This window comes from uncultured Streptococcus sp., assembly GCF_963516575.1.
In the GTDB taxonomy this organism is placed as follows: domain Bacteria; phylum Bacillota; class Bacilli; order Lactobacillales; family Streptococcaceae; genus Streptococcus.
Genome location: NZ_CAUQCP010000026.1, coordinates 1 through 21,350, shown reverse-complemented (window position 1 = coordinate 21,350; position 21,350 = coordinate 1). Strand labels below are relative to the sequence as shown.

The window sequence follows — 21,350 nt, the reverse complement described above, 5'->3', positions numbered from 1 at the left end:
CCCTTTCTATTCTAAGTGAACTGCTTATTCTTGTTCAGCAGCTTCTTCTGTTGCTTCCGCTTTTGTTGCTTTCTCAGCTTCTTCAGCTTCAAAGGCTGCTTTAGCCTCTTGGGCTGCTTTTTCGCGGGCTTTTTCAAGGTCATCTACGTGGATGACATCTTCGTCCATTCCTTCATCCAAGTCGCGAAGTTCCACTTCTTGGTCATCTTCGTCTAGGACACGCATGTCAAGACCAAGTGATTGCAATTCTTTGACAAGAACTCGGAAGGATTCTGGAACACCTGGTTTTGGAATTGGTTTTCCTTTTGTAATAGCTTCATAAGCTTTCAGACGTCCATTGATATCGTCAGACTTGTAAGTCAAGATTTCTTGAAGGACATTTGAGGCACCGTAGGCTTCAAGAGCCCAAACCTCCATCTCACCGAAACGTTGTCCACCAAACTGAGCTTTACCTCCGAGTGGTTGTTGGGTAACAGTTGAGTAAGGTCCGACTGAACGAGCGTGCAATTTATCGTCAACCATGTGGTGGAGTTTGATCATGTACATGACTCCGACAGAAACACGGTTATCAAATGGTTCACCTGTACGTCCATCGTAAAGGATTGTTTTGGCATCGCTATCCATACCAGCTTCTTTAACAGTTGACCAAAGGTCTTCAGAACTTGCTCCGTCAAAGACTGGTGTTGCGATATGAATACCAAGAGTACGAGCAGCCATACCAAGGTGGAGTTCCATAACCTGACCGATATTCATACGTGATGGCACTCCAAGTGGGTTCAACATGATATCGACTGGAGTTCCATCTGGAAGGTAAGGCATGTCTTCTACAGGAACGATACGAGAGACAACCCCTTTATTTCCGTGACGTCCGGCCATCTTATCTCCGACCTTGATCTTACGTTTTTGAGCGATGTAGACGCGAACCAGCATGTTAACGCCTGATTGCAGCTCATCTCCATTTGCACGTGTAAAGATCTTAACATCACGAACGACACCATCGGCACCGTGTGGTACACGAAGAGAAGTATCACGCACTTCACGAGATTTATCTCCGAAGATAGCGTGCAAAAGACGTTCTTCAGCTGAAAGGTCTTTCTCACCCTTAGGTGTTACTTTACCTACAAGGATATCACCTTCTTTAACCTCAGCACCGATACGGATAATACCCATTTCGTCAAGGTCTTTAAGGGCATCTTCACCAACGTTTGGAATTTCGCGAGTGATTTCTTCAGGCCCAAGCTTTGTATCGCGTGTTTCTGATTCGTATTCTTCAAGGTGGACAGATGTGTAGACATCGTCTTTCACCAAGCGTTCGCTCATGATAACGGCATCCTCGAAGTTGTAACCTTCCCAAGTCATGTAGGCAACGATTGGGTTTTGTCCAAGCGCCATTTCTCCATTTTCCATAGAAGGCCCGTCAGCGATGAAATCGCCTTTTTCAACGACATCGCCAACTTTTACGAGAGTGCGTTGGTTGTAGGCAGTACCTGAGTTTGAACGACGGAATTTTTGGATGTGGTAAACATCTAGCGAACCATCTTCACGACGAACTTCTACCTTGTCAGCATCTGCATAGGTAACTTTACCGTCATACTGAGCAATCACAGCCGCTCCTGAATCGTGGGCTGCTTGGTATTCCATACCAGTACCAACGTAAGGTGCTTTAGGATTAATCAATGGCACAGCCTGACGTTGCATGTTGGCTCCCATAAGGGCACGGTTGGAGTCATCGTTTTCCAAGAAAGGAATACATGCTGTCGCAACGGCAACTACCTGTTTTGGTGATACGTCCATATAGTCAACAACATTAGCTGGATACTCTTGGTTGACCCCTTGGTGACGTCCCATGACAACTTTTTCAGCAAATGTTCCATCTTCATTCAGACGAGAATTAGCCTGTGCTACAGTAAATTCATCTTCTTCATCGGCTGTCAACCAAACGATTTCATTCGTAACAACACCTGTTTCACGGTCAACTTTACGGTATGGTGTTTGAACAAAACCATATTTGTTTAAGTGCCCGTAAGATGACAAGTTATTGATCAAACCAATGTTAGGTCCTTCAGGTGTCTCGATTGGACACATACGACCATAGTGAGTGTAGTGCACGTCACGTACTTCATATCCAGCGCGGTCACGTGTCAAACCACCAGGTCCTAAGGCTGACAAACGGCGTTTGTGAGACAACTCAGAAAGTGGGTTGTGTTGGTCCATGAACTGTGACAACTGTGATGAACCAAAGAATTCTTTAACCGCAGCTGTTACAGGACGGATATTGATAATTTGTTGTGGTGTCAAGACTTCGTTGTCCTGAACAGACATACGTTCACGGACATTACGTTCCATACGAGAAAGTCCAAGACGTACTTGGTTAGCAAGCAATTCACCAACCGCACGGATACGACGGTTTCCAAGGTGGTCGATATCATCTACACGGCCAAGTCCTTCAGCCAAGTTGAGGAAGTAGCTCATTTCAGCAAGGATATCTGCAGGAGTAACGATACGAACCTTGTCATCTGGATTAGCATTACCGATGATGGTTACGACGCGGTCTGGATCAGTTGGTGCAACAACCTTGAATTTTTGAAGAACAACTGGCTCAGTCACAACCGCTGCATCATTTGGAATGTAGACAATCTTGTTCAAATCACCATCCAAATGGCTTTCGATGCTTTCAATTACGCTACGAGTCATGATTGTTCCAGCTTCTACCAAGATTTCTCCTGTTTCAGGATCTACCAATGGCTCCGCAATGGTTTGGTTAAGCAAGCGTGTTTTAACATTGAGCTTTTTATTGATTTTGTAACGACCAACTGCTGCTAGGTCGTAACGACGTGGGTCAAAGAAACGAGCCACAAGCAAGCTACGTGAGCTTTCAGCTGTCTTAGGCTCACCTGGACGAAGGCGTTCGTAGATTTCTTTCAAGGCTTCGTCTGTACGAGAGTCCATTGGGTTCTTATGGATATCTTTTTCAACAGTGTTGCGAACCAATTCGCTATCACCAAAGATATCAAAGATTTCATCATCACCTGAGAAACCAAGCGCACGAACCAAGGTTGTAAATGGAATCTTACGAGTACGGTCGATACGAGTGTAGGCGATATCTTTTGAGTCGCTTTCAAGTTCCAACCAAGCTCCACGGTTAGGGATAACAGTTGAACCGTAGCCTACTTTACCGTTTTTATCAACTTTATCGTTAAAGTAAACACCTGGTGAGCGGACCAACTGAGATACAATGATACGTTCACCACCATTGATGATGAAGGTACCCATTTCTGTCATGATTGGGAAATCACCAAAGAAAACTTCTTGGGTCTTGATTTCGCCTGTTTCTTTATTGATCAAGCGGAAGGTTACAAAAATTGGTGCTGAGTAGCTAGCATCGTGGATACGAGCTTCTTCTAGCGTGTATTTTGGTTCTTTGATTTCATATCCAACAAATTCCAACTCCATTGTGTCTGTGAAGTTTGAAATTGGCAATACATCTTCAAACACTTCCTTCAGACCATGGTCTAGGAAAGCTTTGAATGAGTCAGTTTGAATTTCAATCAAATTTGGTAAGTCAAGAACTTCTTTGATTCTTGAAAAACTACGACGGGTACGATGTTTCCCGTATTGAACGTCATGTCCTGCCAAGATGATTCTCCTTTGTAAATAAGTTCCAAGCCTTATCAATCAGGCTTTCTAATCGTCATATGGTTTTAAAAACCCCTATCACCGTGTCCCTTTGATGAATTTTCAGAATCTTTAAGTCTTTGTTACAAATGCTCAAAATCCTGAAAAAAGGCACAAAAAGAGCAGCTAAATCTGACTTTTTCAGAAGATTTAACTGCTGTGAGCCTTGTCTGGACAATATTTCAGACAAAACCTACGACAAATGATTATTTGTATTATACCCTATTTAGTTAGATTTTTCAAGGGATTCTGTAGATTTTTGGTGAATTTTTTTCCTATAAAAAATTGAATTCAACTATTACTTTGCAAACTTCATTTTCAGTTTAATAGTCCAATAAAAATATAGTAAATTCAGATTCTACTATTTTATCCTAGGCTGTTTTTCTTGACTTTACTAGGTTTTTCTTTTAATATATATGTATAAATATATAGGGAGGTTTATTATGGATATTTTGCTTTCTGAAACAGAACAGAATTTGCTAGTGTTACTGGAAGAATTAATCAAGCACCGTGATTGGATAGAACTTCCAGTCTTGGCTGAGAATCTGAATTTTTCAATCGAAGAATTGCAAGAACATCTTTCTAGGCTCGAGCAATTATTTCCAAACCTCCTGATACAATCAAGAAAAAAAGGCATTCAATTGCAGTTTGACTTCCAAAACACCTTGGATCCCATGATTGCGATTTTTAAACAATCTGCAACCTACTCTTTTTTGAACTGTCTATTTTTCAAAGAGGGACAATCACTTGAGCAAATGTGTCAGGAACTTATGATTAGCTGCGAACGAGTTCAGGAAATTATCCAGCATCTAAATACTGAACTTCCGCAACATTATGGCATTAGCATCCAACTTTCTCCTTTAGTCATAGATGGAGTAGAAGAGGACATTCGTGCCTTTTATCTAGACTACTTTAGCCAAAGTTACGACTTTCTAGATTGGCCCTTCCCTTCTATTTCTGAAGAATCACTCACACACTTGATTCAGCTATTTTTGGACACCCAACAAGTTTCACCCAACCTCAGTAGCTTACGGCAAATCAAATACACTCTAGCTATCAATCTGGAGCGCTTTAATAAGAGTCATTTGATTGAAAATCCTACTCCTCTTTTAACCAGTCATTACAGTTCCCTCATGCAAATTCCCCAGTTTGAACAAGATATCAAAAAGCTGGCTAAAAAGCTCGATTTTGAAGCTACAAAGGAGACACTGGAACAGCTATTTTCAAACCCAGTAAAGTCTCTTCAAATTACAAATAAGCCTAGTAATGGAGCTTTAGGAGACATTCATCAGATTCAAAAATCCTACCGTTTATTGAGTCAAATTCTAGAAGAATTGGTCAAAGAATTTCACCTACAGATTGAAAATCGCGAGGAATTAATTTGGCTCCTTCACTACACTGCCCAATCTGATTTCTTCCATTTACTCAGTAACCAGTCTCTCGACAGACAGAAATCCCAAATTTTAAACAATTATCAAGCAGAATTCCCAAAACTATTTGAAGTAAGTCAACACAAATTCCAATCTTATCTGACTGAAATGGGACTGGAAAATCACCCCATTAAATTACAAGAACTTATCTACACCTTTTCTATCCAAGGGCATCGAATTTTAGTCCAATTACTTCAAAAATTTCCCAAAATCCGTGTTTTGGTCATTAGTCATCTGGATAGTCATCACGCACAAAACCTTATCGACACCCTTGCTCACTACGGCAATAATCTCTATCTCTTTGATTCTTGGGAAGAATCTACGATTTCTTTCTCAATTCTCAATCAAATTCCGCACGATATTGTTATCACTACCTTTCCTGTCACCAACTCTCCTAAACCACTTATCTATAATCGTAACTTCTCTTCTTCAGAATTATTTCATCACCTCCACCTTCTGGCTTCTCAAATTCATAAAGAAAGACTGGCTGAATCGTAACAAAACCTGTTGCGGTTTTTCTTTTGTTTCAATCTCAAGAAAACGCTTGCACATTATTTTACTAAGTGCTATACTGATAGAGAAATTCATTTATAGGAGAATGATTATGAGAAAAACACCATCTCACACTGAGAAAAAAATGGTCTACAGCATCCGTTCCCTCAAAAATGGAACTGGTTCTGTCCTTATTGGAGCAAGCCTTGTCCTACTTGCCATGGCTACACCAACTATCTCAGCTAACGAAGTCACAACAGCTAGTGCTGAAGCGACTAACACTATTACCCAACCTCTTACTGATACAGCAGCCAACGCTGATAAGAAGGAAAGGGATATTTCTTCACATAAAAATGCAAACGCTTCCCTAGCGAAAACAGAAGAAAAACCTGCAACAGAGACAACTACTCCTGCTGCAAGCCCAGCTGATTCAGCACCACAAACTGGGAAAGATCGTTCAAGTGAGCCAACCACTTCTACTAGTCCAGTAACGACTGAAACTAAGGCAGAAGAGCCAATCGAAGACAACTATTTCCGTATCCACGTCAAAAAGCTTCCTGAAGAAAACAAGGATGCTCAAGGACTATGGACTTGGGACGATGTTGAAAAACCTTCTGAAAACTGGCCAAACGGAGCCTTGTCCTTTAAAGATGCCAAAAAAGATGACTACGGCTACTACCTAGATGTCAAATTAAAGGGAGAACAAGCCAAGAAAATTAGCTTCCTCATCAATAATACAGCTGGAAAAAATCTAACCGGCGATAAATCGGCCGAAAAACTAGTTCCAAAAATGAACGAGGTTTGGTTGGACCAAGATTACAAGGTTTTCTCTTACGAGCCACAACCTGCAGGAACTGTTCGCGTCAACTACTACCGTACAGATGGCAACTATGATAAGAAATCTCTCTGGTACTGGGGAGATGTGAAAAATCCAAGTAGCGCTCAATGGCCTGACGGAACAGACTTTACAGCTACAGGAAAATACGGTCGCTATATTGACATTCCTCTTAAGGATGCCGCAAAAGAATTCGGCTTTTTATTACTAGATGAGAGCAAACAAGGAGACGACGTGAAAATCCGTAAAGAAGATTATAAGTTCACAGATTTGAAAAACCATAGCCAAATCTTCCTAAAAGACGATGACGAAACGATTTACACAAATCCATACTATGTCCATGATATCCATATGACAGGAGCCCAACACGTAGGAACTTCTAGCATTGAAAGTAGCTTTTCAACACTTGTAGGTGCTAAAAAAGAGGATATCCTCAAGCACTCTAGCATCACTAATCACCTAGGAGAAAAAGTAGCTATTACCGATGTCGCAATCGATGAAGCCGGCAAGAAAGTGACCTACAGCGGAGATTTCTCGGACACAAAACATCCCTATACTGTTAGCTACAACTCTGACAAATTCACTACCAAAACAAGCTGGCGCCTGAAAGATGAGACTTACAGCTATGATGGCAAACTTGGAGCTGACCTCAAAGAAGAAGGAAAACAGGTTGATTTGACCCTTTGGTCACCAAGTGCTGATAAGGTTTCTGTTGTTATCTACGACAAGAATGACCCTGAAAAAGTCGTTGGAACTGTCGCTCTTGAAAAAGGGGAAAGAGGAACTTGGAAACAAACTCTAGATAGCACAAACAAACTAGGCATCACAGATTTCACTGGATACTATTATCAATACCAAATCGAGCGTCAAGGTAAAACTGTTCTTGCACTCGATCCTTACGCTAAATCCCTCGCTGCTTGGAATAGTGACGATGCCAAGATTGACGATGCCCATAAAGTGGCTAAAGCCGCCTTTGTAGATCCAGCTAAACTAGGACCTCAAGACTTGACTTATGGTAAGATTCGCAACTTTAAATCGCGCGAAGATGCTGTCATCTATGAAGCTCATGTGCGTGACTTCACTTCAGATCCTGCCATCGCAAAAGATTTGACCAAACCATTTGGGACTTTTGAAGCCTTTATTGAAAAACTAGACTATCTCAAAGACTTAGGTGTGACCCACATCCAGCTCCTTCCAGTCTTGTCTTACTACTTTGTCAATGAATTGAAAAACCATGAACGCTTGTCTGACTATGCTTCAAGCAACAGCAACTACAACTGGGGATATGACCCTCAAAACTACTTCTCCTTGACTGGTATGTACTCAAGCGATCCTAAGAATCCAGAAAAACGAATCGCAGAATTTAAAAACCTCATCAACGAAATCCACAAACGTGGCATGGGAGCTATCCTAGATGTCGTTTATAACCACACAGCCAAGATCGATATCTTTGAAGATTTAGAACCAAACTACTACCACTTTATGGACGCAGATGGCACACCTCGAACTAGCTTTGGTGGTGGACGCTTGGGGACAACCCACCATATGACCAAACGTCTCCTAGTTGACTCTATCAAATACCTAGTTGATACCTACAAAGTGGATGGATTCCGCTTCGATATGATGGGAGACCATGATGCCGCTTCTATCGAAGAAGCTTACAAGGCTGCACGCGCCCTCAATCCAAACCTCATCATGCTGGGTGAAGGTTGGAGAACCTATGCTGGTGATGAAAATATGCCTACTAGAGCTGCCGACCAAGATTGGATGAAACATACCGATACTGTCGCAGTCTTCTCAGATGACATCCGTAACAACCTCAAGTCTGGTTATCCAAACGAAGGTCAACCTGCCTTTATCACAGGTGGCAAGCGTGATATCAACACTATCTTCAAAAATCTCATTGCTCAACCAACCAACTTTGAAGCAGATAGCCCTGGAGATGTCATCCAATACATCGCAGCCCATGATAACTTGACCCTCTTTGATATCATTGCCCAGTCTATTAAAAAAGACCCAAGCAAGGCCGAGAACTATGCTGAAATCCACCGTCGTTTGCGACTTGGAAATCTCATGCTCTTGACAGCTCAAGGAACTCCATTTATCCACTCTGGTCAGGAATATGGTCGCACCAAACAATTCCGTGACCCAGCCTACAAGACTCCAGTAGCAGAGGACAAACAACCAAACAAATCTCACTTGTTGCGTGATAAGGACGGCAATCCATTTGACTATCCTTACTTCATCCATGACTCTTACGATTCGAGTGATGCTATTAACAAGTTTGACTGGACTAAGGCTACAGATGGAAAAGCCTATCCTGAAAATGTCAAGAGCCGTGACTACATGAAAGGTCTGATTGCCCTTCGTCAATCTACAGATGCCTTCCGACTTAAGAGTCTCCAAGATATCAAAGACCGTGTCCACCTCATCACTGTTCCAGGCCAAAATGGTGTGACAAAAGAGGACGTGGTAATTGGCTACCAAATCACTGCTCCAAATGGGGATATCTACGCAGTCTTTGTCAATGCGGACGAAAAAGCTCGTGAATTTAATTTGGGAACTGCCTTCGCCCACCTCAGAAATGCTGAAGTTTTGGCAGATGAAAACCAAGCAGGACCAGTCGGAATTGCCAACCCGAAAGGACTTGAATGGACTGAAAAAGGCTTGAAATTAAATGCCCTTACAGCTACTGTTCTTCGAGTCTCTCAAGGCGGTGCCATCGTTGCCCCAGCTGTGGAAGAAAAACCAGAATTTGACCTTTCTAGCTTAACACAAGAACAAGGTCACCAGAATAGCCAAGACAATACTCCAAATCGAGTAGTCAAACCGGAACAGCAAAATCCAGCTCCAGAAGCTAAACCTGATTCTACTAAACCAGATTCCAAAGTAGCGGATGCAGATCATAAACCTAGCCAAGCTACAACTGATTCGCAAGCTGAACAACCAGTACAAGAAGCACAAGCATCATCTGTAAAAGAAGCAGTTCAAAACGAATCGGTAGATAACCCTAGCAAGGAAAATATAGCTGCCCCCCTAGCTAAACAAGCTGAACTTCCAAATACAGGAACCAAAAACGATCACAAACTCCTGTTTGCAGGAATTAGTCTCCTCGCCCTTCTAGGTCTCGGGTTCTTGCTAAAAAAACAAAAAAGAGAACTAAACTAGCCCTCCTATAGAACAATCCCCCAAGCCTTAACACTCGGGGGATTGATTTTTGTACAATATTTATTTTCCTAATAAGCCTGATTAGGATTTTTTATTAAGCCTCTTTCATGGCAAAATAAGCCCGTACTTTGGGTGCAACTTGTGTGCCGAAGAGTTCAATAGCTCTCAGAACTTGTTCATGAGGCATAGAACCAAGAGGTAGGTGCAACATAAAGCGATCCAAACCTAAATCCTCAATCATGCGAATCATTTTTTCTGCCACCTGATCTGGATTGTCCACAAACATAGCTCCATTTTGCCCAACTTGCTCCAAATATTGCTCATAGGTAAACTCCTGCCAGTGTGGACGGTCTTTGGAAATCGCATCTACCACTTGCTTGGTTGGATGGAAATAATCTTTCACCGCCTGCTCGCCATCTTCAGCAATCCAGCCCCAAGAATGGGCTCCAACCTTTAGTTCATGACTGTCATGACCCGCTTAGCTCCCAATCTCACGATAAGTCTGAATCAACTTTTTAAAATAACGCGGATTGCCACCAATAATGGCATAGACAATCGGTAGGCCTGCCTGAGCAATCTTCACTGTTGATTCGACATGACCACCTGTCGCTATCCACAAGGGTAATTTTTCCTGAACTGGACGAGGATAGACTTCTTTGCCAGAGATTGTTTGGGTCAAGCGACCTTGCCAGTCTAACTTGGTCTTTTCATTGACTAACTGGAGCAAGTCTAATTTCTCATCAAAAAGGGCTTCGTAGTCTTTCAAATCATATCCAAACAAGGGAAAAGATTCCGTGAAAGAACCCCTTCCAGCCATAATCTCCGCACGTCCATTTGACAAAGCATCAATAGTGGCATACTGTTGGAACAAGCGAATCGGATCCATGCTCGAGAGAATGCTGACTGCACTGGTCAAACGGATTTTCTTGGTATTGACTGCCCCAGCTGCCAGGACAATCTCTGGCGCAGATACCGCAAAATCTACTCGATGGTGCTCACCAATCCCATACACGTCCAAACCAACCTTATCAGCCAGCTCAATCTCTGTCAGCAACTGGCGAATACGTTCGGCATGACTGTAAGTTTGCCCAGTCCCTTCAAGCTCCGTTGTTTCCCCAAATGTTGAAATTCCCAATTCTACCATTGTGATTCTCCCTGTCTATTTCTGTCCTTCAATTTGAAAAATTATTCTAACACGAATCATGAGTACAAGCAACCGATTTGCTCACAAGAAAAAGCCTAGATAACTAGACTTTTTAAGCTTATTCTACCGTTACTGATTTAGCAAGGTTACGCGGTTTGTCCACATCAAGTCCACGGTGGAGTGTTGCAAAGTAAGCGACTAATTGTGTTGGCACGACCATTGAAATTGGTGAGAGGTATGGATGTACAGTCGTAAGGACGATATCATCTGTCTCTTTAGCAACATTTTCTTCTGCGATAGTGAGGACTTTGGCACCACGGGCTGCCACCTCTTGGATATTTCCACGAGTGTGGTTGGCAAGGACTGGATCTGACAAGAGGGCTAAGACAGGCGTTCCTTCTTCAATCAAGGCAATAGTTCCATGCTTGAGTTCTCCTGCCGCAAAGCCTTCACACTGGATATAAGAAATCTCTTTGAGTTTAAGGCTTGCTTCCATAGCTACGTAGTAATCTTGACCACGTCCGATGTAAAAGGCGTTACGAGTTGTTTCAAGAAGCTCACGAACCTTGCTATCAATCAATTCTTTTTCTGAAAGAGTTGATTCTATAGACTGAGCTACGATTGACAACTCATGAACCAAGTCAAAGGTTTGCGCTTTAGCATTACCATTTGCTTCTCCTACTGCTTTTGCAAGAAAGGCAAGTGCTGCGATTTGCGCTGTATAGGCTTTAGTTGATGCTACAGCAATTTCAGGACCTGCGTGAAGAAGCATAGTATGGTTGGCTTCACGAGAAAGAGTTGAAGCTGGGACGTTTGTCACTGTCAAGCTTGGAATTCCCATTTCATTAGCCTTAACCAAAACCTGACGGCTATCCGCTGTTTCACCAGACTGGCTGATAAAGATGAAGAGTGGTTTCTTGCTGAGAAGTGGCATACCATAGCCCCACTCAGATGAGATTCCAAGTTCAACTGGTGTATCTGTCAATTCTTCCAACATCTTCTTAGAAGCAAATCCTGCGTGGTAAGATGTTCCAGCTGCAAGGATGTAGATACGGTCTGCGTCTTGAACAGCCTGGATGATAGCTGGGTCTACTACTACTTGACCAGCCTCATCTGTGTAGGCTTGGATGAGTTTACGCATAACAGTTGGTTGCTCATCAATTTCCTTAAGCATGTAGTAAGGATAAGTTCCCTTACCGATATCAGACAAATCAAGCTCCGCAGTATAGCTAGCACGCTCACGACGATTTCCATCATAGTCTTGAACTTCCACACTATCAGCCTTGACGATTACCAACTCTTGGTCATGAATTTCCATGTATTGGTTGGTTTCACGAATCATAGCCATAGCATCTGAGCAGACCATGTTGTAGCCTTGTCCAAGACCAATCAAAAGTGGTGATTTATTTTTAGCCACGTAGATGACTTCAGGATCTTGTGAGTCAACCAAAGCAAAAGCATAAGAACCACGGATAATATGAAGAGCTTTTTTGAAAGCTTCAAGAACAGAAAGACCTTCTTCTTCCACAAATTTTCCAATCAAGTGAACAGCGATTTCAGTATCTGTTTGCCCCTTAAAGTGGTGACCTGCAAGGTATTCTTCCTTGATTTCAAGATAGTTCTCAATGACCCCATTGTGAACCAAGACAAAACGTTCTGTCTCAGAGCGGTGTGGGTGAGCATTGTCCTCAGTTGGTTTCCCGTGAGTTGCCCAACGAGTATGTCCGATACCAGTTGTTCCCTCAACACCAGCTGTCTTGGCAGACAATTCTGCGATACGACCAACAGCCTTCACCAAATGGTTCTCAGCACCACCTAGGACAAAAATCCCCGCAGAATCATAACCACGGTATTCGAGCTTTTCAAGCCCTTGAATCAAAATATCAGTTGCATTTGTGTTTCCAACAACACCAACAATTCCACACATAGTATATACGACACAGGCAAGCTGTGCTTTCTCCTTAAAATTGGTATAGTCTAATTCCTCTTTTATAGAATCAGCAAAAACAGTATATACTTGTTTCTTTCACTTGTCAAGAGTAAAAATTGGTATAGTTCAAATTAAGCTCCTGTAAGCAAAAAACTCTGACCAATTAGGATAATCAGTCAGAGTCCTTTTTAAAATCCATTATTATCGCTTAATTCCTTGAACCAGTGCCCTGATTTTTTCAGACGACGTTCTTGCGTTTCCAAGTCTAATTCGACCAAACCATAGCGATTTTTATAGCTATTGAGCCATGACCAACAATCGATAAAGGTCCAAATCAAGTAGCCCTTACAATTAGCTCCGTCTTCAATAGCACGGTGAAGTTCACGAAGATGACCTTTTACAAAGTCAATACGATAATCATCTTGAATCATTCCATTCTCACGGAATTTTTCTTCCCCTTCAACACCCATACCATTCTCTGTCAACATCCACTCGATATTACCATAATTTTCCTTGATATTTTGGGCAATATCATAAATTCCCTGCTCATAAATCTCCCAGCCACGATGAGGGTTGATTTTACGTCCAGGCATCACATAAGGCTCATAAAAATGTTCTGGTAAGAGTGGACTCTCTGGATGCTTAGTAAATCGAGGCGCCATAACACGCAAAGGTTGATAGTAGTTGACACCAAGGAAATCCACCGTATTTTCACGAATGAGCTCCAACTCCTCCTCTGTAGCATCAGGCAAGAGACCATGTTCATGTAAGATTTCTACCAACTCCTGTGGATAAGTCCCCAAAACAGACGGATCTAAGAAAGATTGAGCCTGAAAAAGGTCCGCAATCCGAGCAGCCTTGACATCAGCAGGATGCTGGCTACGTGGATAAGCCGGTGTCAAGTTTAAGACAATCCCAATCTTGGAATCTGGCAAAAGTTCATGACAGGCCTTAACCGCCCGACTGCTAGCCAATTGTGTATAATAAGCTACTTTCACCGCCGCTTCTGCATCCACCTTGTGTGGATAATGAGCATCGTAAAAATAGCCAAATTCTACTGGAACAATTGGCTCGTTAAAGGTAATCCATTGATCCACTAAATCTCCATAAGTCTCAAAACAAAAACGAGCATAGTCTTCATAGGCTGAGACAGTCTCCTTCTTTTCCCAACCATCACCGTCCTCTTGAAGAGCAAAAGGCAAATCAAAATGATAAAGATTCACTAAAAGACGAATCCCTTTGGCCTTAATAGCCTCAAAAACCTTACGGTAAAAGTCTACACCTTGAGGATTGACTTCCCCACGCCCTTGTGGAAAAATCCGTGACCACTGAATAGAAGTCCGAAAGGCCGTGTGACCAGTTTCTAACAGTAGCTCAATATCCTTTTCCCAATTTTCATAAAAGGTCGATGTCTTATCTGGACCAATTCCATTATAGTAGCGATTTGGCTCCACTTGGTACCAATAATCCCAGAGATTATCTCCCTTACCGTCACCAGCTATACGTCCTTCTGTCTGCGGCCCAGAAGTAGAGGATCCCCAGACAAAATCCTTTGGAAATCTTAGCATACATTTACCTCTTTATCTACTCATTTTTCCCATTATACAGAAAAAACAAGGTAAAAACTAGTTACATTTTTTCCTTGTTTTTCTTCTGATTATAGTTTTTATTTCTTGCTGAGAATTTCAAGCGTTTCAAGCAAGTTATCTGCATGAACTTCGATAGTGTCACCAGTCGCTTTAATCTTCACTTCTACGATGCCATCGGCCGCTTTTTTACCAATAGTAATACGGATTGGTAATCCAATCAAGTCGCTATCGCTAAATTTAACACCGACACGTTCGTTACGATCATCCGTCAAGACTTCGTAACCAGCTCCCATCAAGCTTGCTTCAAGTTTTTCTGTCAGAGCTTGTGCTTCTTCGTCCTTGACATTGACAGTAATCAAGTGCACATCAAATGGTGCCAACTCTTTAGGGAAGTTGATTCCCCAAGCGTAACGGTATTCACCTTTTGGCGTTTTATTAACAAAGAGGCGAGCGTGCTGCTCCATCACTGCTGAAAGGAGACGGCTGACACCGATACCATATGAACCCATGATGATTGGCACAGCGCGACCATTTTCATCCAAAACATCTGCTCCCATGCTTGCAGAATAGCGAGTACCGAGTTTGAAGATGTGACCAATTTCGATACCACGCGCAAAGTTAAGGACACCTTGTCCGTCTGGAGAAATTTCACCCTCACGAACTTCACGGATATCCACATATTCTGCAGTAAAATCACGACCTGGGTTCACACCAGTCAAGTGGTAGCCATCTTCGTTAGCACCGACAACTGCATTACGAACATCTTGCACCTTACGATCTGCAATAATTTTAATATTCTCTGGCAAACCAACTGGTCCAAGTGAACCAAAACCTGCTTGAACAACATTTGTCACTTCTTCTTCACTAGCAACGTCAAAGAAATCTGCTCCCAAGTGGTTTTTCAACTTGACTTCGTTGAGTTGGTCATTTCCAACTAGAAGGGCTGCAACAAGCTCACCATCTGCCATGTAGAAGAGGGTTTTAATCGTTTGTTCTTCTGGAACATTGAGGAAGGTTGCCACTTCATCAATTGATTTAACATTTAATGTTGCAACACGAGTCACTTCTTCTTCAGCGACAACACGGTTGCTTGGTTTGTACTCATTTGTTGCCATTTCTAAGTTAGCCGCATAACTAGACTCACTTGAGTAGGCGATGGTATCTTCACCAGAAACCATCCATTTAAGCAATTCTGCCTTGATTTCTTCTTGCACTTCTGCAGGAATTTCGTCAAATGAGGCAACTGACTTGTCCAAGACAACCCAGCGGTCAAGGTCTGTACGAGCAGGTGTAATGGCCATAAATTCTTGGCTGTCCTTACCCCCCATGGCTCCACCGTCACCGATGATAGCCTTGAAGTCTAAACCACTACGAGTGAAAATACGCTCATAGGCAGCCTTGTATTCATCATAAGTTACATCTAAGCTATCATAATTAGAGTGGAAGCTATAACCGTCTTTCATAATAAACTCACGCGTACGCAGAAGTCCATTACGTGGGCGTTTCTCATCACGATACTTAGGTTGAATTTGATAAAGATTGAGTGGTAATTGCTTGTAAGACTTAACGGAATCACGAACAATAGTTGTAAAAGTTTCTTCGTGAGTTGGACCTAGGATAAAGTCTGATTTTTCGCGGTTTTTTAGTTTGTAAAGGTCTTCACCATAAGTTTCATAACGACCTGATTCGCGCCACAACTCTGCACTGAGAAGGGCTGGAGCCAACATCTCAACAGCACCAATCTTGTCGAATTCTTGGCGCATGATGTTTTTAGCTTTTTCAATCACACGATTGGCAAGTGGTAAGTAAGAATAAACACCTGCAGATACTTGACGAACATAACCAGCGCGCAACATAAGAGCATGGCTGATAACTTGAGCATCACTTGGCATTTCGCGAAGCGTTGGGATAAGCATTTTACTTTGTTTCATAATATTCCTCGATTATCTAAAAAAGAGTCGCATAATGTCATTCCAGGTCACAGCAATCATCAAGACAACCATGATGACCACTCCGGCCAAGGTGACATAGGTTTCAATTTCTTGTTTTAATGGTTTACGGCGGATGGCTTCTAGGATATTGAGAACAATCTTACCACCATCCAGAGCTGGAATCGGAATAAGATTAAAAATCCCGATATTGATGGAAATTATTGCTAAGAAGTACAAGACATTTTCAATTCCATTTTTAGCAGCATCACTACTTGCCTTAAAGATGGCAACAGGTCCACCTAACTTGTTCAAATCCGGTTGGAAAATCAGATTTTTCAGAGCTGATAGAATTCGGAGGGCCGAGTCAGCAGCAGTTGTAAAACCACCTACAAACATAGATAGAAAATCTGACTTAATTCCCGGTTGAACACCTAGAAGGTAACGGCCTTGACTTTCTTCCGGAGTAACCGTAACTTGTTTGTCACTACCCTTTTCAGAAATAGTCACATCCAAGGTCGGCGCCGTCTTATCTTTAGTTTCTGCTTCCACAGCCTGGATCAAGCTTTCCCAGTTACTAATCTCATATGAACCAATCTTGGTAATCTGAGCCGTTTCTGGCACTCCCACCTTGGCCAAAGCACCTTGGGGCATGACATGGAACTGGTTGGTATCAACATCTCTGACACCACCCTGCATAAAGATTAAAATCCAGAAAACAAGAACACCTAAGATAAAGTTGTTCATAGGGCCTGCAAAATTGGTAATCAGTTTCCCCCAGATAGTCGCATTTTGATATTGCACATCTAAAGGTGCAATCCGAACCTCAGTACCATCTGCTTCTACAACCGTTGCATCGTGATCTACTGCAAATGTTTTTTCTTCTTCCATAACCAAGCCCTTGATGAAAAGCTTGTCTTCAAAATCAAACTGGGTCACCTGCATAGGAAGAGCTGTTTGATCCAATTTTTTACCTGAGAGATTAATGCGTTTAACCTTACCATCATCAGTAAGCGTCAAACTGACAGGAGTTCCTGTCTTAATTTCAGTTGTATCATCACCCCAACCAGCCATTCGAACATAGCCACCCAGAGGCAAGATGCGGATGGTATAGGCCGTTCCATCCTTGCCAATATGAGCAAAGATCTTGGGGCCCATGCCAATGGCAAATTCACGCACTAGAATCCCTGATTTCTTGGCAAAGTAGAAGTGTCCGAATTCGTGCACCACTACAATAATTCCGAAAACCAGAATAAAGGTTAAAATTCCGAGCATAGTATTTCCTCCGTCTTTTGATTAAAAGAGTCCAAATAAGTGCATGATTGGAAATACAAGCAACATACTATCGAAACGATCCAAAACACCACCATGTCCAGGGATAAATTTCCCAGAATCCTTAACACCAAAGTGACGCTTGATCGAACTTTCTAGTAAATCACCAAATTGTCCAGCAATGCTAAAGAAAATAGCAAAGACTGACATCTTGTAAATTCCATATGGAAGAGCAACTGTCCTATCAAAAATCATAAAGACAATTGTTATCAAGATAGCTCCTAAAATACCCCCCAAGGCTCCCTCAAAGGTTTTATTAGGTGATACCCTTGGCGATAATTTTCGTTTACCATATCTCATCCCAGCAAGATAGGCACCACTGTCTGTCGCCCAGACGATACACAAGGCCAAAAGCGCCTTATCTAAACCTGCAACACGAGCATCTAGTAAGGCATTAAATCCAAAGCCCACGTAGAAGCTCATAGCAAGAGGAAAAACAGCGTCCTCAATCGTATATGACTTGCTAAAAACAGTCGTTCCTAACATGATTGAAATCAACACACTATAGGCAACCACATTCCCATCAACTGGCAAAAAAGTCAGGTAATTCTCCAAGGGAATGGTCAAGGCAAAGGTTGCAAAGAGGGTCAAGAGGCCCTCCATCGTCATGGTCTCTAGACCTCTCATCTTCAAAAGTTCATGCATGGCTAGCATGGCTATGATTCCAATTGCTATCTGAAGCAAGAGGCCACCAATCATTAAAATTGGTAGGAAAATAGCCAGGGCAATCCCTGCAAACAAGGTTCTTTTCTGTAAATCCTGTGTCATATTTCCTCCTAAACTCCTCCAAATCGGCGTTGTCGACGATTGTAGGCAAGAATAGCTTCCTGCAAGGCCACCTCGTCAAAATCAGGCCACAAGGTATCCGTAAAATAGAGCTCACTGTAGGCTCCCTGCCATGGAAGGAAATTGCTCAAGCGCAATTCTCCACTAGTCCGAATAATCAAGTCCGGATCTCGTAAGTCCTTAGGTAAATGCTGGGTGAAGAGATAATTACCAATCAATTCCTCTGTGATGTCACCTGGGTTGATTTTGGCATCTAACACATCCTGGGAAATCAACTTAAGAGCCTGTGTGATTTCAGCACGTCCACCATAGTTGAGGGCAAAATTAAGAATCAAACCTGTGTTGTTCTTAGTCAATTCCTCAGCCTTGGTTAAAGCATCAAAAGTCTGCTTAGGCAGGCGGTCTGTCTCCCCAATCATTTGAATCTTAACATTATTCGCATGCAATTCCGGGACATAATTATCATAAAACTCTACTGGCAAGTTCATGATAAACTTGACTTCCTGATCTGGACGGGTCCAGTTTTCCGTAGAAAAAGCATAGACCGTAATAACCTTAACGCCTAGTTTGTTAGCTGCCTTGGTCACAGTTTGCAATGCTTCCATGCCCGCCTTATGTCCGAAGACTCGCGGTTGCATACGTTTTTTAGCCCAACGGCCATTGCCATCCATGATGATGCCGATATGAGCAGGAACCTGTGTCGGAACCTCTACTTCCACAGCCTTATCTTTCTTAAAAAATCCAAACATGATCTTATTCCTATTCAAAAATCTATCGTTTCATTATACCATATTTCCCCATTTTCTTCTATCACTAAGCTATTTATTCTCAGGCACCAAGCCCATTTTTCAAAAAAATAAGCCGCCTGATTGGGCGACTCTATTTTTTATAGGGAGATTATTATGAAAAAGTTTTAGGAGTTTAAGTTAAGGTCTTCTTAACTTATGGACTTAGTATACACTTCCTAGCTTAAAGTTTCCTTAAGTATTTTTAAAAATCAAATTTTTCCATTTTTCCTGCCAATTTTTCTTGGATAATCGTGTTTGATAGAGAGCCATTCGGTCTTCATTTTCTAAGAAATGAGGAGTGGGACGAACTTGAAAATTCAAAATATCCTCCAAACCATAAGGTGCATAGAGTTCAAAATCAGATTCTTCATTCAAGCGAAGTCCAACTGCCGTACACCGTTCTGGATACTTACTCATAGCATCACAAGAGCTGCTATAGGGAGCCGTATGAGGGCTATGCTGGTGCATATAGACTTGATTTTTCAACTCCCACTGATACTGAGGAAAGTCCTCTCTCAGCTTTTTCTCTAGGGACAAGGTTTCCTCATAAGAAAGATCTGGATCAAAGAAAATCACATCTACATCTGTTTCACAGTCAAAAGGGGATTTGTCTGACAAGAGATTCCAGATGAAATTTCGTACAGAACCTGCTGCCAACCAGGAATCTGGCAACTCCAAGTTTCGGATGACAGTCAGAATAGCCATCATATCTGGATTTTCTCTAAAAGCCTCTAATATTTCTTGCTTATTTTTCATTGTACTCATACCCCAAATGCTCATATGCCTTAGCAGTCGCCACCCGTCCAGACCGTGTCCGCATGATAAAACCTTTTTGAATCAAGTAAGGCTCATACATGTCTTCGACAGTCTCACGCTCCTCGGCAATATTCACAGAAAGAGTTCCTAATCCGACAGGTCCACCACCGTACATCTCAATCATGGTACGAAGGATTTTTTGGTCCACATAGTCTAACCCTTCATGGTCTACATCCAGCATGGTCAAAGCCTTATCGGTAATGACATCATCGATTAAACCATCCCCCATAATCTGGGCAAAATCGCGCACACGCTTAAGGAGACGATTGGCAATACGAGGGGTTCCACGACTACGTAGAGCCAACTCAGATGCTGCCTCATGAGTGATTTCCATCTCAAAAATATCTGCCGTCCGCTCAACAATTTCTGTCAAGTCAGCGTGGGCATAGTATTCCATATGACCTGTAATCCCAAAACGTGCCCGTAGTGGATTTGAGAGCATACCAGCTCGTGTCGTCGCACCAATCAAGGTAAAAGGTGGCAATTCCAAATGAACACTGCGACTACCTTCACCAGCCCCAATCATGATATCGATGTAGAAATCCTCCATAGCACTATAAAGTACCTCTTCCACTGACATGGGCAAACGATGAATTTCATCAATAAAAAGGACATCCCCAGGCTCTAAGTCATTCAAAATCGCTACTAGATCTCCAGCTTTTTCAATGACAGGCCCAGACGTCTGCTTGAGATTGACACCCAGTTCGTTGGCAATAACAAAGGCCATGGTTGTTTTTCCCAAGCCTGGAGGGCCAAATAAGAGGACATGATCCAGCGCTTCATCTCGCATTTTGGCAGCTTCGATAAAGATTTGGAGCTGGTCCTTGACCTTATCCTGCCCAATATATTCACGTAAGTACTGAGGACGGAGCGTGCGTTCTACTAACTCCTCATCCCCCATTATCTCATTATCTAAAATTCTACTCATGGCTCTATTATATCAAAAAACCAAGCCACAAACAAAAAAGCCACCTGATTAGGTTACTCCCGAGTTTGGCCCTTATGTGGTATAATATTCTACGGCACTTCTACACCGCCTACGAAAGGAGGTGAGATAGCCCATGATGGATACAATACTTAAAACTATCATCGGACCAATTGTGGTCGGTGTCGTTCTTCGCTTAGTCGATAAATGGCTAAACAAGGACAAATAGTGTCAAAAAAGACCCCAAGCTTATTTGGACGTGAGCTTGGGGTCTTTTCTAGCCTATGATATAGACACAATACTTAATTCTCTTTCATTATCCCACAGTTCACACATTTTGTCAAAGATTTACATTCTCAGCTTGTCATTTATAAGTAAAAATAATGTTCATCATGCGTTTATCTGCCAACAAATAAAGGAGACATGCCACCAAGGTAACCAACCAAATGGCATATATAGAAACTGTTAAAACCGTGAATTCCTCCATGATGATTAGTAGTAAATTTGCCAGA

The 21,350-nt window shown here is 42.2% G+C and carries 12 protein-coding genes and 1 pseudogene; 3 read left to right on the top strand and 10 right to left on the bottom strand.

What is annotated here, in order from left to right:
• Positions 1-24: 24 nt before the first annotated feature.
• Positions 25-3,636: a DNA-directed RNA polymerase subunit beta gene (rpoB, locus tag RWM06_RS05785; protein ID WP_125410865.1), complete on the bottom strand. Its 3,612-nt coding sequence runs from the start codon at positions 3,634-3,636 to the stop codon at positions 25-27.
• A 482-nt stretch (positions 3,637-4,118) separates the two neighbouring features.
• Between rpoB and RWM06_RS05780 the strand changes: the two genes are divergently transcribed.
• The gene (locus tag RWM06_RS05780; RefSeq protein ID WP_313970439.1) at positions 4,119-5,603 is read left to right on the top strand and encodes a M protein trans-acting positive regulator PRD domain-containing protein; all 1,485 of its coding nucleotides are present in this window, start codon (positions 4,119-4,121) and stop codon (positions 5,601-5,603) included.
• A 106-nt stretch (positions 5,604-5,709) separates the two neighbouring features.
• The gene (locus RWM06_RS05775) at positions 5,710-9,600 is read left to right on the top strand and encodes a pullulanase (RefSeq protein ID WP_313970438.1); all 3,891 of its coding nucleotides are present in this window, start codon (positions 5,710-5,712) and stop codon (positions 9,598-9,600) included.
• Between the two features lie 94 nt (positions 9,601-9,694).
• On the opposite strand, the pseudogene RWM06_RS05770 reads toward RWM06_RS05775, so the two are convergent.
• From RWM06_RS05770 to ruvB, 9 genes and pseudogenes are all read right to left on the bottom strand, one after another.
• Positions 9,695-10,744 (bottom strand): annotated as a pseudogene (locus RWM06_RS05770) (LLM class flavin-dependent oxidoreductase).
• A 118-nt stretch (positions 10,745-10,862) separates the two neighbouring features.
• The gene (gene glmS / locus RWM06_RS05765; protein WP_313970437.1) at positions 10,863-12,671 is read right to left on the bottom strand and encodes a glutamine--fructose-6-phosphate transaminase (isomerizing); all 1,809 of its coding nucleotides are present in this window, start codon (positions 12,669-12,671) and stop codon (positions 10,863-10,865) included.
• A gap of 191 nt (positions 12,672-12,862) precedes the next feature.
• The gene (gene bglA / locus RWM06_RS05760) at positions 12,863-14,242 is read right to left on the bottom strand and encodes a 6-phospho-beta-glucosidase (RefSeq protein ID WP_313970436.1); all 1,380 of its coding nucleotides are present in this window, start codon (positions 14,240-14,242) and stop codon (positions 12,863-12,865) included.
• A 98-nt stretch (positions 14,243-14,340) separates the two neighbouring features.
• Positions 14,341-16,194 (bottom strand): proline--tRNA ligase, encoded by a 1,854-nt coding sequence (locus RWM06_RS05755; RefSeq protein ID WP_313970435.1) that lies wholly within the window; start codon positions 16,192-16,194, stop codon positions 14,341-14,343.
• A 12-nt stretch (positions 16,195-16,206) separates the two neighbouring features.
• The gene (gene rseP / locus RWM06_RS05750) at positions 16,207-17,466 is read right to left on the bottom strand and encodes an RIP metalloprotease RseP (protein WP_313970434.1); all 1,260 of its coding nucleotides are present in this window, start codon (positions 17,464-17,466) and stop codon (positions 16,207-16,209) included.
• Between the two features lie 21 nt (positions 17,467-17,487).
• Positions 17,488-18,291, bottom strand: coding sequence for a phosphatidate cytidylyltransferase (locus RWM06_RS05745; protein ID WP_313970433.1), 804 nt, complete (start codon positions 18,289-18,291; stop codon positions 17,488-17,490).
• A gap of 8 nt (positions 18,292-18,299) precedes the next feature.
• Positions 18,300-19,058 carry an isoprenyl transferase gene (locus RWM06_RS05740; RefSeq protein ID WP_313970432.1) on the bottom strand — a complete coding sequence of 253 codons (759 nt, stop codon included), beginning with the start codon at positions 19,056-19,058 and terminating at the stop codon, positions 18,300-18,302.
• A 231-nt stretch (positions 19,059-19,289) separates the two neighbouring features.
• Complete coding sequence (locus RWM06_RS05735) at positions 19,290-19,862, bottom strand: nucleotidyltransferase family protein (protein ID WP_313970431.1); 573 nt, start codon at positions 19,860-19,862, stop codon at positions 19,290-19,292.
• Positions 19,843-20,841 (bottom strand): Holliday junction branch migration DNA helicase RuvB, encoded by a 999-nt coding sequence (ruvB, locus tag RWM06_RS05730; RefSeq protein WP_313970430.1) that lies wholly within the window; start codon positions 20,839-20,841, stop codon positions 19,843-19,845. Before ruvB ends, RWM06_RS05735 begins: the two co-directional genes overlap by 20 nt.
• Positions 20,842-20,974: 133 nt before the next feature.
• On the opposite strand from ruvB, the gene RWM06_RS05725 reads away from it, so the two are divergent.
• Positions 20,975-21,067 carry a type I toxin-antitoxin system Fst family toxin gene (locus tag RWM06_RS05725; protein WP_000969509.1) on the top strand — a complete coding sequence of 31 codons (93 nt, stop codon included), beginning with the start codon at positions 20,975-20,977 and terminating at the stop codon, positions 21,065-21,067.
• Positions 21,068-21,350 lie beyond the last annotated feature (283 nt).

What these genes read in the sequence shown, in the direction of transcription:
- RWM06_RS05745 (WP_313970433.1), bottom strand. Translation starts at nt 18,291, where the DNA reads ATGACACAGGATTTACAGAAAAGAACCTTGTTTGCAGGGATTGCCCTG.
- glmS (WP_313970437.1), bottom strand. Translation starts at nt 12,671, where the DNA reads ATGTGTGGAATTGTTGGTGTTGTTGGAAACACAAATGCAACTGATATT.
- bglA (WP_313970436.1), bottom strand. Translation starts at nt 14,242, where the DNA reads ATGCTAAGATTTCCAAAGGATTTTGTCTGGGGATCCTCTACTTCTGGG.
- RWM06_RS05740 (WP_313970432.1), bottom strand. Translation starts at nt 19,058, where the DNA reads ATGTTTGGATTTTTTAAGAAAGATAAGGCTGTGGAAGTAGAGGTTCCG.
- RWM06_RS05755 (WP_313970435.1), bottom strand. Translation starts at nt 16,194, where the DNA reads ATGAAACAAAGTAAAATGCTTATCCCAACGCTTCGCGAAATGCCAAGT.
- RWM06_RS05725 (WP_000969509.1), top strand. Translation starts at nt 20,975, where the DNA reads ATGATGGATACAATACTTAAAACTATCATCGGACCAATTGTGGTCGGT.
- ruvB (WP_313970430.1), bottom strand. Translation starts at nt 20,841, where the DNA reads ATGAGTAGAATTTTAGATAATGAGATAATGGGGGATGAGGAGTTAGTA.
- RWM06_RS05775 (WP_313970438.1), top strand. Translation starts at nt 5,710, where the DNA reads ATGAGAAAAACACCATCTCACACTGAGAAAAAAATGGTCTACAGCATC.
- rseP (WP_313970434.1), bottom strand. Translation starts at nt 17,466, where the DNA reads ATGCTCGGAATTTTAACCTTTATTCTGGTTTTCGGAATTATTGTAGTG.
- RWM06_RS05780 (WP_313970439.1), top strand. Translation starts at nt 4,119, where the DNA reads ATGGATATTTTGCTTTCTGAAACAGAACAGAATTTGCTAGTGTTACTG.
- RWM06_RS05735 (WP_313970431.1), bottom strand. Translation starts at nt 19,862, where the DNA reads ATGAGTACAATGAAAAATAAGCAAGAAATATTAGAGGCTTTTAGAGAA.